The organism is Streptomyces sp. NPDC005070 (assembly GCF_053600395.1).
The window spans coordinates 36,379-50,012 of the sequence record NZ_JBSFZS010000028.1; the positions used below are offsets into that span (position 1 = coordinate 36,379).

14 protein-coding genes are annotated in these 13,634 nt (G+C 67.5%); 4 read left to right on the top strand and 10 right to left on the bottom strand.

Going from position 1 to position 13,634, the window contains the following annotated elements:
* Window positions 1-125: 125 nt before the first annotated feature.
* Window positions 126-599: a hypothetical protein gene (locus ACWEBX_RS12550; protein WP_451884840.1), complete on the top strand. Its 474-nt coding sequence runs from the start codon at window positions 126-128 to the stop codon at window positions 597-599.
* Window positions 600-662: 63 nt separating this feature from the next.
* Here the strand turns inward: ACWEBX_RS12550 and ACWEBX_RS12555 are convergent, their stop codons facing one another.
* Together ACWEBX_RS12555 and ACWEBX_RS12560 are read right to left on the bottom strand one after the other, a co-directional pair.
* A complete protein-coding gene (locus tag ACWEBX_RS12555) occupies window positions 663-1,172 on the bottom strand; it encodes a levansucrase (RefSeq protein ID WP_451884841.1) in 510 nt (169 codons plus the stop codon).
* 53 nt (window positions 1,173-1,225) lie between these two features.
* Window positions 1,226-1,690, bottom strand: a complete 465-nt coding sequence (locus ACWEBX_RS12560) for a DUF2269 family protein (protein WP_451884842.1) — start codon at window positions 1,688-1,690, stop codon at window positions 1,226-1,228.
* Between the two features lie 268 nt (window positions 1,691-1,958).
* Here ACWEBX_RS12560 and ACWEBX_RS12565 point away from each other — a divergent pair, with 268 nt between their 5' ends.
* Window positions 1,959-2,924 carry a GlxA family transcriptional regulator gene (locus ACWEBX_RS12565; RefSeq protein ID WP_451884843.1) on the top strand — a complete coding sequence of 322 codons (966 nt, stop codon included), beginning with the start codon at window positions 1,959-1,961 and terminating at the stop codon, window positions 2,922-2,924.
* A 70-nt stretch (window positions 2,925-2,994) separates the two neighbouring features.
* Here the strand turns inward: ACWEBX_RS12565 and ACWEBX_RS12570 are convergent, their stop codons facing one another.
* Window positions 2,995-3,297 (bottom strand): hypothetical protein, encoded by a 303-nt coding sequence (locus tag ACWEBX_RS12570; RefSeq protein ID WP_451884844.1) that lies wholly within the window; start codon window positions 3,295-3,297, stop codon window positions 2,995-2,997.
* A gap of 107 nt (window positions 3,298-3,404) precedes the next feature.
* Here ACWEBX_RS12570 and ACWEBX_RS12575 point away from each other — a divergent pair, with 107 nt between their 5' ends.
* Window positions 3,405-4,097, top strand: a complete 693-nt coding sequence (locus tag ACWEBX_RS12575) for a hypothetical protein (RefSeq protein WP_451884845.1) — start codon at window positions 3,405-3,407, stop codon at window positions 4,095-4,097.
* 19 nt (window positions 4,098-4,116) lie between these two features.
* Here ACWEBX_RS12575 and ACWEBX_RS12580 read toward each other — a convergent pair whose 3' ends face one another.
* Together ACWEBX_RS12580 and ACWEBX_RS12585 are read right to left on the bottom strand one after the other, a co-directional pair.
* Window positions 4,117-4,284, bottom strand: coding sequence for a DUF397 domain-containing protein (locus ACWEBX_RS12580; RefSeq protein ID WP_451884871.1), 168 nt, complete (start codon window positions 4,282-4,284; stop codon window positions 4,117-4,119).
* 38 nt (window positions 4,285-4,322) lie between these two features.
* Window positions 4,323-5,075, bottom strand: a complete 753-nt coding sequence (locus ACWEBX_RS12585; RefSeq protein ID WP_451884846.1) for an HNH endonuclease — start codon at window positions 5,073-5,075, stop codon at window positions 4,323-4,325.
* Window positions 5,076-5,217: 142 nt separating this feature from the next.
* Here ACWEBX_RS12585 and ACWEBX_RS12590 point away from each other — a divergent pair, with 142 nt between their 5' ends.
* Complete coding sequence (locus tag ACWEBX_RS12590; RefSeq protein ID WP_451884847.1) at window positions 5,218-6,348, top strand: DNA cytosine methyltransferase; 1,131 nt, start codon at window positions 5,218-5,220, stop codon at window positions 6,346-6,348.
* Between the two features lie 56 nt (window positions 6,349-6,404).
* On the opposite strand, the gene ACWEBX_RS12595 is transcribed toward ACWEBX_RS12590, so the two are convergent.
* The 5 genes from ACWEBX_RS12595 to ACWEBX_RS12615 form a co-directional block, all read right to left on the bottom strand.
* Window positions 6,405-7,211: an HNH endonuclease gene (locus tag ACWEBX_RS12595; RefSeq protein WP_451884848.1), complete on the bottom strand. Its 807-nt coding sequence runs from the start codon at window positions 7,209-7,211 to the stop codon at window positions 6,405-6,407.
* Between the two features lie 104 nt (window positions 7,212-7,315).
* Window positions 7,316-7,792: a very short patch repair endonuclease gene (locus tag ACWEBX_RS12600; protein WP_451884849.1), complete on the bottom strand. Its 477-nt coding sequence runs from the start codon at window positions 7,790-7,792 to the stop codon at window positions 7,316-7,318.
* A gap of 101 nt (window positions 7,793-7,893) precedes the next feature.
* Entirely contained in the window at window positions 7,894-8,874 is a 981-nt protein-coding gene (locus ACWEBX_RS12605) for a NaeI family type II restriction endonuclease (RefSeq protein WP_451884850.1), read from the bottom strand.
* Between the two features lie 47 nt (window positions 8,875-8,921).
* Window positions 8,922-11,828 (bottom strand): Z1 domain-containing protein, encoded by a 2,907-nt coding sequence (locus ACWEBX_RS12610; protein ID WP_451884872.1) that lies wholly within the window; start codon window positions 11,826-11,828, stop codon window positions 8,922-8,924.
* A gap of 120 nt (window positions 11,829-11,948) precedes the next feature.
* Window positions 11,949-13,526, bottom strand: coding sequence for an ATP-binding protein (locus tag ACWEBX_RS12615; RefSeq protein ID WP_451884851.1), 1,578 nt, complete (start codon window positions 13,524-13,526; stop codon window positions 11,949-11,951).
* Window positions 13,527-13,634: the final 108 nt, after the last annotated feature.

Consider the following 13,634-nt stretch of genomic DNA (forward strand, 5'->3'; position numbering starts at 1 on the left):
CCGGGCTCCGGCCCGCGCGAGCGGTTCCTTCCAACTCCCCGGTTCCGCGACGCTTCGTCGCTCGTCCACGGTTCTGAGTACGCGTACTCTGTCGCGGCCCCGCCGGGCGCGTGACCCTCGTACGCATGACCGAGAAACTGCTCCGCCCTTTGCGAACGCGCCCTTGGCCGGAACGCTGGCTGACGCGTGTGCTCGGCGCCGCCCTCTCCTGCGCGGCGTACCTGATCTGTCTCCCCTGGGATCTGCGCGGCCGCCCGGAGACGCCGGGCTCCACCGTGGAGACCACCCCCGTGACCGGTACGGGTGTCCTCGCCCTCGCCGCGGTCCTGCTGCTCCTGGCCGTCCACTTCGGACTCCGGGACGCGCTGGCCTGGCCGTTGCTGCTGGTCGCGGCACCCCCGGCGATCCTGCTCCACGTGTCGCTGCGGACCCACCCGGGACCCCCGGACGGCCTGGCCGGGGTGTGGCCGCTGACCTGGGCGGCCGTCACGCTGCTCGGGGCCACCTCCGTGCTGGTCGTGAGCGCGGTGGCACGCCAGTTCAGGACGGACCTGGCGGACGCCCTGGAGGAGGAGCGGGTCCTGGCCGGGCAATGGTGACGTGGAAACACGCGGGACCCGGGCCGGCCGGCCCGGGTCCGCCCGCCGCCCGCCCAGGCCCGCTCACTGCCCGTAGAAGTACTGCGAGCTCTTCTCGTTGAAGTACGAGGCGTAGACGCGCCCGAGGACCGGCTTGCCGCGGTACATCCCCACGTACTGACGCGAACTGTCGACCACGACGGGCCGTGTCATGCAGGCGAACTTGACCCGCTGCTGCGCCTCGGCCCACTGCACGGCCGCCGGGTCGACCCGGTCGCTGACGAGCAGCGGGAAGGCGCCGATGCCGTTCTGGAATCCGACGGGCAGACCGCCCTTGGTGTCCTTGGCGTACTTCATCACCTGGTCGGTGAAGCCGGAGATGGCCTGCACGGTTATCTCCGGGACGACCGCGGCCACCGTGAACAGGTGCAGCTTCGTCCCCATCCAGCGCATCCGGAACTCGGCCCGTCGCCCCACGAGTACGGGCACCCCGGCCCAGTCCTCCCACCGCGTGGCACATCCGTCGGCGGTCAACTGCCGCTCCAAGAAGGTCAGATAGGTGCCCGGTGCGGATTGCTGCTGGTTTGCGTCCATGGCGGGATCCTAGGGCCCGCGGGCGGCGGCCGGAACGGGGGCCGCCTGATCGGCTAGGCGCCCGTCGTGGACCCCGGCCGGATGATCATCAGGACGGTGACGGTGGCCCACAGCAGGTTGAAGATCCCGGTGAACATGGCGAGCCGCACGGTCGCCGCACGGTCGACGGTCCTGTCCTGGACGGCTCCCTCCAGGATCGCGCTCTGCCGGGGCAGGACCAGTGCGGCGAGGACCACGGCCGCCAGCGCCGTCAGCGCGATCGAGACGATCAGCCAGGTGTCGCCGAGGACGCCCATGTCGCTCGCCGTGGCGAACCCGAAGACGGGAACGACGACGCCCGCCACGGCATACACCTGGCAGATGCGGTGCAGGAGCCGGGTGGTGGCGAGGGCGCTCGGGTCGTCCGGCGCTTCGAGAACCTTGCGCGCGGCCGGCGGGAACATGCTCGCGGCGACGGTGACGGGCCCGATGGCGACGATCGCGGCGATGACGTGGACGGCGAGGAGGAACTTGGTCACGGGGTGACGGTAGAGGCCGGGCGGATCATGGAGAAGTGGCACTTTTGCCAGGGGGCAACGGATTCTGGCCAGAGCCTTTTGGTCGAGGTCGCCAGGGTTGCCGGGTCGCCGAGGTGCCGGGGTTGCTGGGGTCGCCAGGTCGCCAGGGTGAGGGAGCGGACGCGCCGCAGACGCGCCACGACGGCGGAACCCGACATACGGGCCTGGCGAGAACCTGGTGGATGCCTCGGCGCCTGGCGGGAACCCGGCGTATGCATAGGCTCTGGTCATGCATACCGTGGCCGTCCTGGCGCTCGACCAGGTCATCCCGTTCGATCTCGCAGCCCCGATCGACACGTTCGGCTGGGCCCGGCTGCCCGACGGCCGTCCGGCGTACCGGACCCGGGTGTGCTCGGTCACGGCCGACGCGGAGGTGAGCGCGGGAGCGTTCACGCTGCGCGCCCCGTACGGCCTGGAGGCGCTGGCCGACGCGGACACGATCATCCTGCCGGGCGTGGCCGACCTGTCCGCCCCGCTCCCGCCGGGCGTCGCGGAGGCGCTGCGCGCGGCGGCCGCGAACGGCACCCGGATCGCCTCGATCTGCGTCGGCGCCTTCGCCCTCGCCGCCACCGGCCTGCTGGACGGACTGCGCGCGACCACGCACTGGGTCGCGGCCGCGGAACTGGCGGTCAGGCACCCGGCGGTGACCGTCGACCCGAACGTGCTCTACGTCGACAACGGCCAACTCCTGACCTCGGCGGGGGCGTCGGCGGCGCTGGACATGTGCCTGCACATGATCCGCAAGGACCACGGCTCCGCCGTCGCCGCACACGCCGCCCGGATGTCGGTGATGCCCCTCGAACGGGAGGGAGGCCAGGCCCAGTTCATCGTGCACACCCAGCCCCCGGCACCGGCGGGCACGACCATGGAGCCGCTGTTGGACTGGCTGGAGGAGAACGCGGACCGGGAGCTGACCCTGGAGGACATCGCGGTCCACGCGGGCATGAGCGCCCGTACCCTCAACCGCCGCTTCCGCGAACAGACGGGCACGACACCGCTCCAGTGGCTGCACCGGGCCAGGGTGCGCCGCGCCCAGTACCTCCTGGAGACGACCACATACCCGGTCGAACGCATCGCCACCCAGGCGGGCTTCGGCTCCCCGACAGCCTTCCGGGACCGCTTCAAGAGGGTGGTGGGAACGAGCCCGCAGGCGTATCGGCGCGCGTTCCGGGGGACGGAGGAGCGGGCTTCCTGAGGTTCCGCCGGGTCGCTCCGGCGCCGCAGTCGGCGTCGGCCCGGTGTTTCCGTGAGCGTTGGGGGGGGGCTCAGGCGCGTCGGTCGGCCACGGCCCAGGAGACGACAGCCATGGCACCGGCGACACCGAAGACGGCCGGCCAGGCGCCCACCTTCTTGGCCAGCGGATGCGACCCGGCGAACGCGGCGACGTACCCGGCGGTCAGCACACCGGCCGCCGCACCGCCGGCCTCCTGCTTCCACTGCCGGGCGGCGACGACCCCCGCGGCGGCGAGCACGACCCCGCCGAGCTGCCGCTTCCTCGTCCACCGGGCGACGCCGTACCCACCGACAAGCCCCGCGGCGGCCACCATCGAAGCCGGTACCTTCGCCATTGCTGCCTCCTTGTTCGTCACCCGAGGCTAACGCCCTGCCGGAGCGGGTCGGGCCCGGGCCCCGACACATGGGGCCGACTGTCGGTGGCACCCGCTTGGATGGCCTCATGACAGTCCGAGACATCGCCGCAGCCCTGCCCGACATCGACACCCTGAAGGACCTCTGCCGATCGATGGCCATGGCCGAGGCGATCCTGAACCCCGACGGCGAGTGCATGTACTCGTACAGCGCCCGGTGGTCGGATTCCGAGCAGGCGGCCTCCATGCGCAACGGCTCGGGCGACGAGTACGACATCGTCTTCGCCCCTGAAGGCGCGTACATCCGCGGCTTCGACCACGAGTCCCCTCTGAGTCCGTACCACCACGAGGACGTGCCACGGCCCTGGCCGGGTGTGCTGGACTCGGTGCCCGAGGTCTTCCGGCGCCACGTGGACGAGCCCGCGTTCACGGACGAGACCGGATGCCCCGTGGTGACGGCATGCCTGTGGCGCGAAACGACCGCCCCGTCCTGGCAGACGGGCCGGATCACCTTCCCCGCCCACCACCCGGACCCGGATGGCGCGACCTGGCTCTTCGAACTCCTCCTGAACCCGACCCCGGAGGCGTTCCAGGCGTTCGCCGAGGACTACTACGAGGTATCGGTGGACGTCGAGGCACTTCGCCACATCTACTCCCTGCGCGCCCTCGGGCAACGGGACGTCGTTGCCCTGAACCCGTCGGCCGACGCCGAGACAGTCATCGCGGCGGCCAAAGCGATCGGCTACCCCCTCGCCGTCGACTTGAGGCCGGCTGCGGGGTGAATCCTCGCGCCGTCGGCGATCACTTCGTTGGTTCCGTTGCTCCTCGTTCGGGCAGGTGGCGCATGAAGGCCTGCCATACGGCGGTTGATACCGCGACGATGGGGCCACGCGTGTGTTTGGAGTCCCGTATGAGGACAGCGCTCGGCGTGAAAGACGCCTCCACGCACTCGACCGCGCGCAGATGCATGACGAAGCTGAAGCGGACGCCGCCTAGTGGGACGTTGTTCAATCAGACTTCCCCATCTGCCTCCGAAGGTCGGCAGGGGTGCGCCAGGATTCTCCAAGGAAGCTCCTGTGGCACATGCGGTGGCAGTTCGCGCACAGCAGGGCAAGATCTGCGATCCGGGTCTCCGTCACACCCGATATGTGGAGAGGCAGCCTGTGGTGGACCTCGATGTACCCGGCTCCCAGCTCGCCATAGGCAGTACTGAAGCCGAACGAGCACACTTCACAGTGCAGAGTGCCGCCCTCCTCCAGGACCGCCCGGATCTTCCGGACGCGCAGAGGCTTGCTCCGCTCGCGGTGGAGGGCCCAGCGCGTGAGGAGCTGCCCCTCGCGTGCCGTACCTGTCTCGCCTTCCTGGGCGGGTATGCGAACGATCTCTGCGGATGCCGCACCCGCGTGCAGGGCCCGGGCGGCGGCAAGCATTTCGGCGGGGTGGTCTGTGAAGTCGGCCACCACCTCCCGCGTCAGTCGGCCGCCCTTCATTGCGGCTCCGTGGTATCCGGCCCGGGCTGTCACGATGTTGCCCGTCTTCAGGCTGACGCTGCCCGGGGAGCGGAACTTCGGGTCCTGCGTGGCGCCATCGTGCAGCGGAAGCCTTCTGAGGATCTGGGACAGGTGCCGCACCCGCTCGTCGGCTTCCCGCAGCTCGCGCCAGCCGTTCTCGGCAACGAGCGCGCAGGCCAGCACCAGCTCGTCGCGCGTCCAGTCAATTCTCGCCACAGCGGTATCGTACGAGCATTCGAAATTGCCCATGCTGCCGGTGACCGAGGTAGGGCAGAGGATGCCGCACACTGGTGTGTGTTGCCGTGTCGAGTCGCAATGTCAGTGGGTCGTGTCACCCTCTGTGATGGCTGCCGTATGAGGCGTCACTGGTATTCGTGCAAGAGGAGGGGTCATGACCGAGACTGACCGGGGCTATACGTCGATCGAGATCTGCGCCGGCGCTGGCGGGCAGGCGATCGGTCTGCACGCGGCCGGTTTCAGGCACCTTGCCCTCATTGAAATCGACAAGTACGCGGCGGCCACCCTGCGCGAGAACATCGAGGTGCACCCGAAGTGGGACTGGGAGCGCGCCAACTGTGATGTTCTCTGCCAGGACGTAACGGCGTTCGACCCCGCGCGTGACTTGGTGAAGAGTGCCGGTCTCTACAAGCAAGGTGAGGTTGACCTGCTTGCCGGGGGTGTGCCGTGCCCGCCTTTCTCTCACGCTGGCAAGCAGCTCGGTGAGGACGACGAGCGTGATCTCTTCCCGCGCATCCTGGAGCTGGCCGAACTCGTCCGTCCTCGCGCCGTGATGATCGAGAACGTCCGCGGACTCATGGATCCCAAGTTCGACGACTACAGGTCGCGGATCCGGGCCAGCCTTGAGGGGATGGAGCCTGACGAGGACGGGCGGCCAGGCTACGAGGTCGTGGGGTGGAAGGTTTACGAGGCGGCGGAGTTCGGTGTTCCGCAGCTCAGGCCGCGCTCCATCCTTGTCGCCTTCCGAAAAGACGTGCTCAAGGACCTGAAGTACGAAGCTCCCGCGCCCAGCGCCGAGACAGTATCGGTCTATGAGGCCCTTAAAGACACGATGCAAGAACGCATTGCACCGTTTTTGGAGGGGGCTCAAGCTGTCCAGGCGCAGAAGGTCTTCGATGATTGGGCAGATGGCGCCAAGAAAGGCGTAGCTCCCACGCTCGTAGGCGGTTCTAAGAAGCACGGAGGTGCTGACCTCGGTCCCAGCCGGGCTAAGAAGGCATGGGAGAAGCTAGGTGTCTCGGGCATGGGTGTGGCCAACACGCCAGTGGGCGGCAAGCCGACTGGCACTGAGGGTCGTGATCTGTTCCGTGCCGGGGGGCCCATGCTGACGGTTCGCCAGGCCGCGATCATTCAGGGGTTTCCGACGTACTGGGAGTTCACGGGAGGCAAGACGGCCCAGTATCGGCAGGTAGGCAACGCGTTTCCGCCGCCCGTCGCGCAGGCCGTCGGTGAATCGATCATCGAGGTACTCAAGGCCGATCGCAACCGTGGTGCTAGCGAGTGACTGAGAGCCGCTGAGAGGCGGGACACCTCGGAGTGGCCCCGCCCCTCAGCGGCCTGTCAGTTGTGGCCTAGTAGTTTTTCGATATAGCCGATCAGTTTTTCATTTTCGCCATGAGGCAGCTTGCGCGCGCGGTCATGTGCGCGATCGAGCTTCGACCGCGAGCGTTCGCCCGTGCGGAGCCAGCCCAGGAGCAGCCCTAGATCGGCCTTTCTTAGCTGCTTGATTTCTGCGGCTACTTCATCATATTGCTCCGGATCAGGGAGCTCGTTCCGTACGGTCTCGTTGCAGCGGGCGCACTCTGTTCGCCAATTGTCTCTATCGTCGACGGCGCCTCGTGAGCGCAAGCGCTCTTGCGGGACACGGTGCCCAATAGTGAGTTTGGCTCTACTGTCCGGTTCGCCTGGGTAGGATTCTCCGCCGCCGACCCCGCACACCTTGCAGCGCGAGTCGTCTCGATCGAGGACGATTCGACGCGTGCGCTGCGAGGGTTTGGGAGCGTCTTGGGAACCCTTCCTTTCCTTCTTCAGCCAGAGTCTGCGTCCCTTGGCCTCCAGTCGGTAAGTGTCCTGCGGGAGGGTCCGGTCATCCTTGTAAGACAGGATTATCCACTCGAACTCCCTCAGCTTGCGAAGCCGCCGGTTGAGCTGCTCTGACTCGCCTGCGATTTCTGGGCCCAGCGCTGTTCGCAGTTCCCTCATGGTGAAGGTCTCGCTGACTTCCTTATGGAACCAGAGCCAGGCTCCTAGTTTCGGTTCCTGGCCGAAATCTCTTTTAGTGCCAGGCCAAAAAGAAAGTTCCCACCAGAGCGTGCCCTCGGGAGCTCTCTGTTCGTTGTGAGACCCGTCCGCGTCTATCGGAAGCATGCGAGGGAGTATGGCCGGCTCGGCGGACCCTTGCCGAGATGCCTCGCCATGGTGGTTGCGGTAGCGGCAGGGCTGAGGCTCGGTTTGTCCTGCTGGAGACTGGCTCATGTCTTGGGGCGTCTTGACGTCACCGCATGACAGATCGCCGCGCTGCATTCTTCCGCTGTCTCATGCTCCCAGAAGCGCATGACCAGCCAGCCGGCGGCCTGTAGGCGCTCATCTGTATCGCGGTCGCGAGTTATGTTCCGCGCCACTTTGCCAGACCAGTAACCGGGGTTCGTCTTGGGGGGAACGTAATGATCAGGGCAGCCGTGCCAGTAGCACCCATCAATGAAGACGGCTACTTTGGCCGGCCGGAAGACCATATCGGCGGTGCGGCGAAGATCTGAGAGCGGGCGAGCCGCCACTCGGTACCGCAGCCCCTGGGCGTGTATCAGCCGACGGACAAGCAGCTCCGGGGTGGTGTCCCGGCTTCTGATCGCCTGCATGTTGCGGCGGCGCGCGGCGGACGACGCCCACGAGCCCTCGGGCGGCACCCAACTGGCCGTTGGCGGATCTGGTTCTGAGGTGGGTTTGCTCATCTATGCCGGCTTGGGAGAGATGGAAGCCCCGCTCGGCAGTAGCTTCCTGGTCCTCTGCAGCCTTCCGGCAGAGGAGGCGAGTGTGAATGGCACCTGCATTGTCAGTCCTGCCTGGTGTGTGATGGCAAGGCCGGGGCGGGTTCAACCGGGTCGTCTGACCGCGCGAGGACCCATTGCTTCCCGTCCAGTGTGACTCGCGGGGCATCGCCGTGCTGAGGCCCTGAGGTGACCACTCGGGCGCTGACAAACTCGCCTTCCTCCGGGAGGGGGAGCTCCAACTGGGCGGCGATCTCGCGATGACTGGCGTAGTCCCCCATGATGAGGATGCCCTCCGCCCTCAGTGCCGACCGGCTGCCGCCGTTGCCGCGGACTCGCTTCATGTAGTCCTTCTGCTGGGCCACTGTGCGGACCACGTTGCGGCCAATCCGCCGTTTCTGGGCGCGCCGGAAGAGCTCGTTCAAGCGCCCCTGTCCGGAGTTCACGGCGAACACGGCGTCACGATCCGCAACGTCCATGTGGAGCAGCACATTCTCGGGTAGGGCCTCGTCACGCCAGAGCCACTTGACCTTGTCCCGGTAGGCGGCCTTGATCGTGAGCTTGAGGTCCCGGTTGTTCCCCGTGTTCAGCCACTCGTCGCGTATCCGGACGAGGCCGACGCTCCAGAGAGACTTGTAATCGTCCGCCCAGGCCAGGAGACAGAGGTGGCCCATCGCCTCTGGCGGAATCATCCAGCCCCCGAACTGCTGGGAGTACTTGCAGTCCACGTCGACGCCGGCGATCTGGTAGTCCATAGCGTCGCCGTCGGCAAACCTGAACTCACGCTGCAGATTGATCTCTACGAGTGTTCCCGCGTGGGTCTTCTCGGTCTTGAAGAGCGTCTTCCAGTCGTAGCGTCCGGTCACCTCGCCGTTGAGCAACTGGTCGATGGTGTCACGGAGGACCCTGGCGAAACGTTGGCCCGTCGGGTCAAGCGCCCTGATGTGCCCGTAGACCGCGTCGAGTTCAGGGTCCACCCAGGCTTCCGCCTGCTGCTGAGCGATCGAAATGGCGGCTTTGATGTCGGCCTCTTCGAAGGGAAGCATGCTCTCCTCGTCCGTGAGTGATGTGCTTCGCGCGGAGCTGTCGTGCCTCAGAATGCGTTGACGACAACCGCGTCCGGGCGGCTGGAGTCCATCGTCCTGAAGCGCACGAGCTGCTGTTTCGTGTCGATGGCCGCCTTCGGCGGAATCACGGTGAACGCCATGGTGACCCGGTCAGCGGCAGCAGAACCCGTCGCGGCAACGGCCTTCACCTCATCATCCTGAGCGGCCTCTACGACGGGATACAGAAGGACTACGCCTTGAGTCGCTCCGAGCAGAGGTGCGCTGTCCTCAGGAGAGGCCGGGTCTGGCTCGCTGATCAGCTGCTGGGCGTACAGGCGGTGTTCCAGGCCCGAGATACGGCCGAAGGACAGCTTGCCGGCCTGCCGGCTTCGGCGGAACAGGGAGAAGGGGCCCTGGTCCAGCAAGGTGGCTTCGATCCGGTTGCGTTGCGTGCGCTGTGGAGCGATGACCAGCCAGTCGTCGACCTTGGCCAAGCGTCCGTCGAGCTGGGACAGGTAGGCCAGGTGCGGGGCGAGTACGTTGCCGTCCTCCCACTCCAGCGAACCGAGGATGGAAAGAAGCTGGGCGTGCGGGATCACCGTGGTGGCTGCCTGGAAGCTACGGGACAACGGTGACGTGTCATCCGGCCTCATCAGGCAGGTCGTTGGAGTCCCGTGGAGGGCCGCGAGAATGGACTTCCAGCGCTCGGTGTTACGCGCCGTCATCTTAGAGTCCAGTGGGTATGCCGCCGGTTCGATCGGTGTTCCCGGCGACCGTACCTCCACCAGCTCCGCGTTGAACATCTTGTTCCGGGCCGACGGTTTCACCCACGGGAGGTGCTGGCTCACCAGGGGCGGGATCTGGGCGGGGGTGACCTGGGGGCGGCCGTCCACCAGCGGGGCGTAGCGGGCCAGTTCGGCGCGGAAGAGTTCCTCGTCTCGGCAGATCGCCTCGAAGGCCTCGTACAGGTCGACGGTCTTGGCCGCTCGGCCGCGGCCGAGGGTCTCCTCGCGGCCGATGTAGAGACGTACGAGATCCCGGTAGCCGGGGCGGAAGCCGAACCAGCGGCCCATCTGCATCAGGGTGTCGGCCTGCTGCGTCGTGCGGCGGTAGTACGTGATCGTCAGGCCCTCGACGGTGAAGCCGCGGGACAGCTTGGTGCCGCCGACCAGGATCTTCCAGACGTTCGGGGTGCGGTCGAAGTCGAGGTCCGGCCGGTCGTAGTCGCGCTCGCTCTCGCCGTTGACGACGATGACGGGGCTGCCGCCCTGGCCGATGAGCTGGCAGGCCCGGGAGACGTGCGGTCTGAGGTCCGCGTAGGTCGCCGGGGTGGGCAGGGTGTCGTCCGCGTAGGTGTGGAAGTCCTTGTCGAAGAGGGCTTCCAGACGTGTGTGGTCCTGACCTTTGTACGCGGCGTTGTGCCACATCGTCTCGATGCGCTGGGCGAGGACAGCGTGTTCGGCCATGCGGACCGATTCGTGCACCAGCATCGTGTGGTGCCGGAACGGACCGGACGGGACACCGTGCTTCTCGCGGTAGATCTTCAGGGCGCCGGTGAGCACGAAGGCGTCCAGGGCCTCCTGGAGACGATCGCCCTCGGAGGCGTAGATGCCCCGGACGTGTTTCTCCTCGGTCGTGCCCTCGTCGTCGACGGCGTCCAGGTCGTGGAAGTCCTGAACGCCCATGTATCCGTGGGGCCGTGGCAGCGAGATCAGGAAGTCGCGCGGGAAGAGATCTTCCTCGTCGCCCGGATCGACGAACACGTTGGCGAACGGGGTCGCGGTGTAGCCGACGTACTGGGCGCGGGGCAGCAGCTTGAGGAGCTTGCTGATCTGGCCGTTGATCGCGGTGCGGGTGACCTTGCCGTCCTCCCACTTCTTGGGGTCCGTGGTGTTCACGGAGGCCTGGTCCGACTCGTCGTCGATGATCAGGGCCGGGATCTCGCCGAGGATCGGACCCATCTTCTTGAGGTCCTTGACCAGCTTCTCCAGCACCGACTTGTTCTTCTTCACGACCATGATCCGTGCGCGGGCCGCGTGCAGGTTCGCCGGGTCGTGCAGCGGGCGGGTGCGGTCGGGCTTCTCGAACTCCAGCGCGCTGATGCCGCGTTCCAGGGACATGTAGTCACGGTCGCGGGAGGTGAGGCGCTCGATGTCGAAGGCGCCGAGGTCGGAGGGACGGGCGCCGAAGGAGACGAACTTGGCGGGCCAGTCCTCGTCGTCCTGGTAGTCGATGCCCACCAGAGCGTCCGGGTCGTCCGGGTCGGCGGCGCCGAGGATGTTCTCCTGGCCGATCAGTTCCATGTCGAGTCGGCGCTGGGTCTGGCCGCGCAGCAGGTTCAGCGTGCCGCCGAGCACGATGACCAGCCGGTAGCCCGCGTCGATGGCCTTGGCCGTCACTCCGGTGAAGTTGGCCGTCTTTCCGGACTGCACGTAGCCGACGACCAGTCCGCGCGCGCCGTAGGGGTCGTCGCGGGTGGGGTCGGCGAGGCGCTCCACGACCGCGTGGGCGGCCTCGTCCAGACCGGAGACCGCGGTGTCGTTCCAGCCCTTGCGGCGCAGCAGCCGTTCGTAGGACGCCCAGTAGAAGGAGCGGTTCGCCGCGTGCTCCCTGGTGTACCAGGGCTGGAACTCACGGCTGATGGTGACGGGACCGGGTTCCGTGTGGACCGGGACGGCGGTGTCGAACGCCTTGCGGAGATCCGCGTCCAGCGCGAGCTTGTCGTAGACCTCGGCGCGGCGCTCCGGGGTGCGTGCCGTCGTGGCCGACCACGAGGGGGTCTGCTCGAAATCCCAGGCGGTGAGCTTGCGGCGCCAGACGGCGAGCAGGTCGTCCCCGGGGGCCGCGGCCAGGATGCGCTCGTGGAATCCGGCCACGACCGTGTCCGCAGGCTCGTCGTCGTCGGCGAGTGCGAAGGCGAGCTTGGCGAAGTGTTTGGGGCCACGCCGGCTCATCGCGTCGAGCACCTCGCCGTGAAGGTCGGTGAGGCGGTCGGGAGCGGGCGCGTTCTCGGCGGTCACGGTGTTCGGGTGGCCTCTCTGGTCTGCGGGAAGATACGGGGGGAGCACGGTGGACTACTCCTCGACGCGGGCGAGTTCGGCCCGTACGGCGCTGACGAGCACGCTGTTCCACAGGGCGACCCTGTCGGTCTGGTTCGCCCAGACCCGCTCCTTCTGGAAGATCTCGTTGAGCATCAGGTAGAGGAGGCTCTTGAGGACCGGAGCGTCGTTGGAGCCTCCGCGCCGACCGCCGTTGAAGGCGTGCCGGTAGTCCTTGTTGAGGACGACCAGGCGCTCCTTGTGATCGATCGTGAAGAGCAGATCGGCGGAGTCGGCATCGGCCGCCACGTCGAGCCTGGCCCAGACGAAGGTGATGGGGTCGTCGCCCTCCAACTGCGGCAGTTCGTCCCGCAGCGTCCGCTTCAGTTTGGGGTCGATGCCCTTGCCGGGCGGGATGACGGCGGTGCGCTTGACTTCCGTGCGCCGCTTGGCGGCTTCGCGGTAGGCGGTCTCCGCGTCACGGACGTAGTCGGCGAAGGTGTGGCCGGTGTCGGCGTTCGCCGCCTTCTCCAGGCCGCGGGCGAAGGCCGGGGTGACCTGGACACCGTCCTTCTTGACGGTCAGGGAGAACACGTCGTTGGGCTCGGACGGCAGGTCCAGGGCGATCCTGGCGAGGGCGAGGTGGCTCTCCGGACTGCGGGTGTCGTTCCAGCCGCCGGCCTGGACGAGGCGGTCGTTGCGATAGAGGTAGAAGCCCTGGCGTTCGGCGAGCGGGCCGATGCCGCGGTAGGCGACCAGTGGAGACTTGGGCGGCCATATGTGCGCGGTGAACGAGACGTCTCCGAGGCCTTCGACAGGGGCTGTGTACGTATGGGGATAGCCGGGGCGGCCGGGGACCCGGTACCCGAACGGGTCGATGGGCTCGACTCCTCGGTGGTCCAGTTCCTCCCGGGTGTGGACGTCCTCGACGACGATGTCTATGTGGAAGTCGTCGCGGGCCAGGAAGCGGTGGAGGTGGAGACCGAGGTGGGTCTCCAGACGGTCGATCGCGTCGTTGAGATAGCGGTCGGTCTGCCCCGCGGTGATGGTCTCGAACGCGCGGACCTGGTCCCAGCGCACGATCGTGCCGTGCCAGCCGATGATCCCGTCATAGCGGTCGACCAGGTCCTGGCAGTACGTCGCGTCGACGATGTCGCAGGTGAAGTCGGCCTGCGCGCGGGCGGTGAGCCAGCGACGGCCGGTCGACGGGCTGCGCTTGGTCCGGCTGATGACGGTGAGCGCGTCGGCGTGCGAGAGGGAGGCGGCCTTCAGCCCGGCGCCGAAGTGCCCGAGGGCCCCGACGGCGTAGTTCTCGCGTCCGCCGACGGTCATGGCCGTGTCCAGGCCCGCCTCGTCCATGCCGTGACCGTTGTCGATGACGAGCAGGCCGACGAGGCGGTCCCGTCCGCCGCGTTCGCCCGTGTCCCGCAGGAAGCTCACGACGACGTCCCGGGCCCCCGCGTCGATCGAGTTGTCGATCAGGTCGGCGATGGCCGCCTCGAAGCTGTATCCCTGGTGGGCGAGTGATTCGAACGACCTGGCTGCCGGGGGAAGCCGCTTGCTTCCGCTCGTGGGTACGTCGAACTGCCAGTCGGAAGACGGCTGGTAGGGCATACGTGGTCCTCGCGAGCAGGGACACGCCCTGAGTGTGTGCGGGCATGCCGGTTCAGCAGATCAGGTGTGACGTTAGCGTGAACGAGTTGTGGAGGAGTGACGGGGCCG

Bases quoted from the DNA above. Each gene is read 5' to 3' on its own strand.
- ACWEBX_RS12585 (WP_451884846.1), bottom strand. From the start codon at position 5,075: ATGGGCAATTTCGAATGCTCGTACGATACCGCTGTGGCGAGAATTGAC.
- ACWEBX_RS12600 (WP_451884849.1), bottom strand. From the start codon at position 7,792: ATGAGCAAACCCACCTCAGAACCAGATCCGCCAACGGCCAGTTGGGTG.
- ACWEBX_RS12605 (WP_451884850.1), bottom strand. From the start codon at position 8,874: ATGCTTCCCTTCGAAGAGGCCGACATCAAAGCCGCCATTTCGATCGCT.
- ACWEBX_RS12580 (WP_451884871.1), bottom strand. From the start codon at position 4,284: ATGCATCTGCGCGCGGTCGAGTGCGTGGAGGCGTCTTTCACGCCGAGC.
- ACWEBX_RS12590 (WP_451884847.1), top strand. From the start codon at position 5,218: ATGACCGAGACTGACCGGGGCTATACGTCGATCGAGATCTGCGCCGGC.
- ACWEBX_RS12565 (WP_451884843.1), top strand. From the start codon at position 1,959: ATGCATACCGTGGCCGTCCTGGCGCTCGACCAGGTCATCCCGTTCGAT.
- ACWEBX_RS12575 (WP_451884845.1), top strand. From the start codon at position 3,405: ATGACAGTCCGAGACATCGCCGCAGCCCTGCCCGACATCGACACCCTG.
- ACWEBX_RS12610 (WP_451884872.1), bottom strand. From the start codon at position 11,828: ATGAGCCGGCGTGGCCCCAAACACTTCGCCAAGCTCGCCTTCGCACTC.
- ACWEBX_RS12570 (WP_451884844.1), bottom strand. From the start codon at position 3,297: ATGGCGAAGGTACCGGCTTCGATGGTGGCCGCCGCGGGGCTTGTCGGT.
- ACWEBX_RS12555 (WP_451884841.1), bottom strand. From the start codon at position 1,172: ATGGACGCAAACCAGCAGCAATCCGCACCGGGCACCTATCTGACCTTC.
- ACWEBX_RS12615 (WP_451884851.1), bottom strand. From the start codon at position 13,526: ATGCCCTACCAGCCGTCTTCCGACTGGCAGTTCGACGTACCCACGAGC.
- ACWEBX_RS12595 (WP_451884848.1), bottom strand. From the start codon at position 7,211: ATGCTTCCGATAGACGCGGACGGGTCTCACAACGAACAGAGAGCTCCC.
- ACWEBX_RS12550 (WP_451884840.1), top strand. From the start codon at position 126: ATGACCGAGAAACTGCTCCGCCCTTTGCGAACGCGCCCTTGGCCGGAA.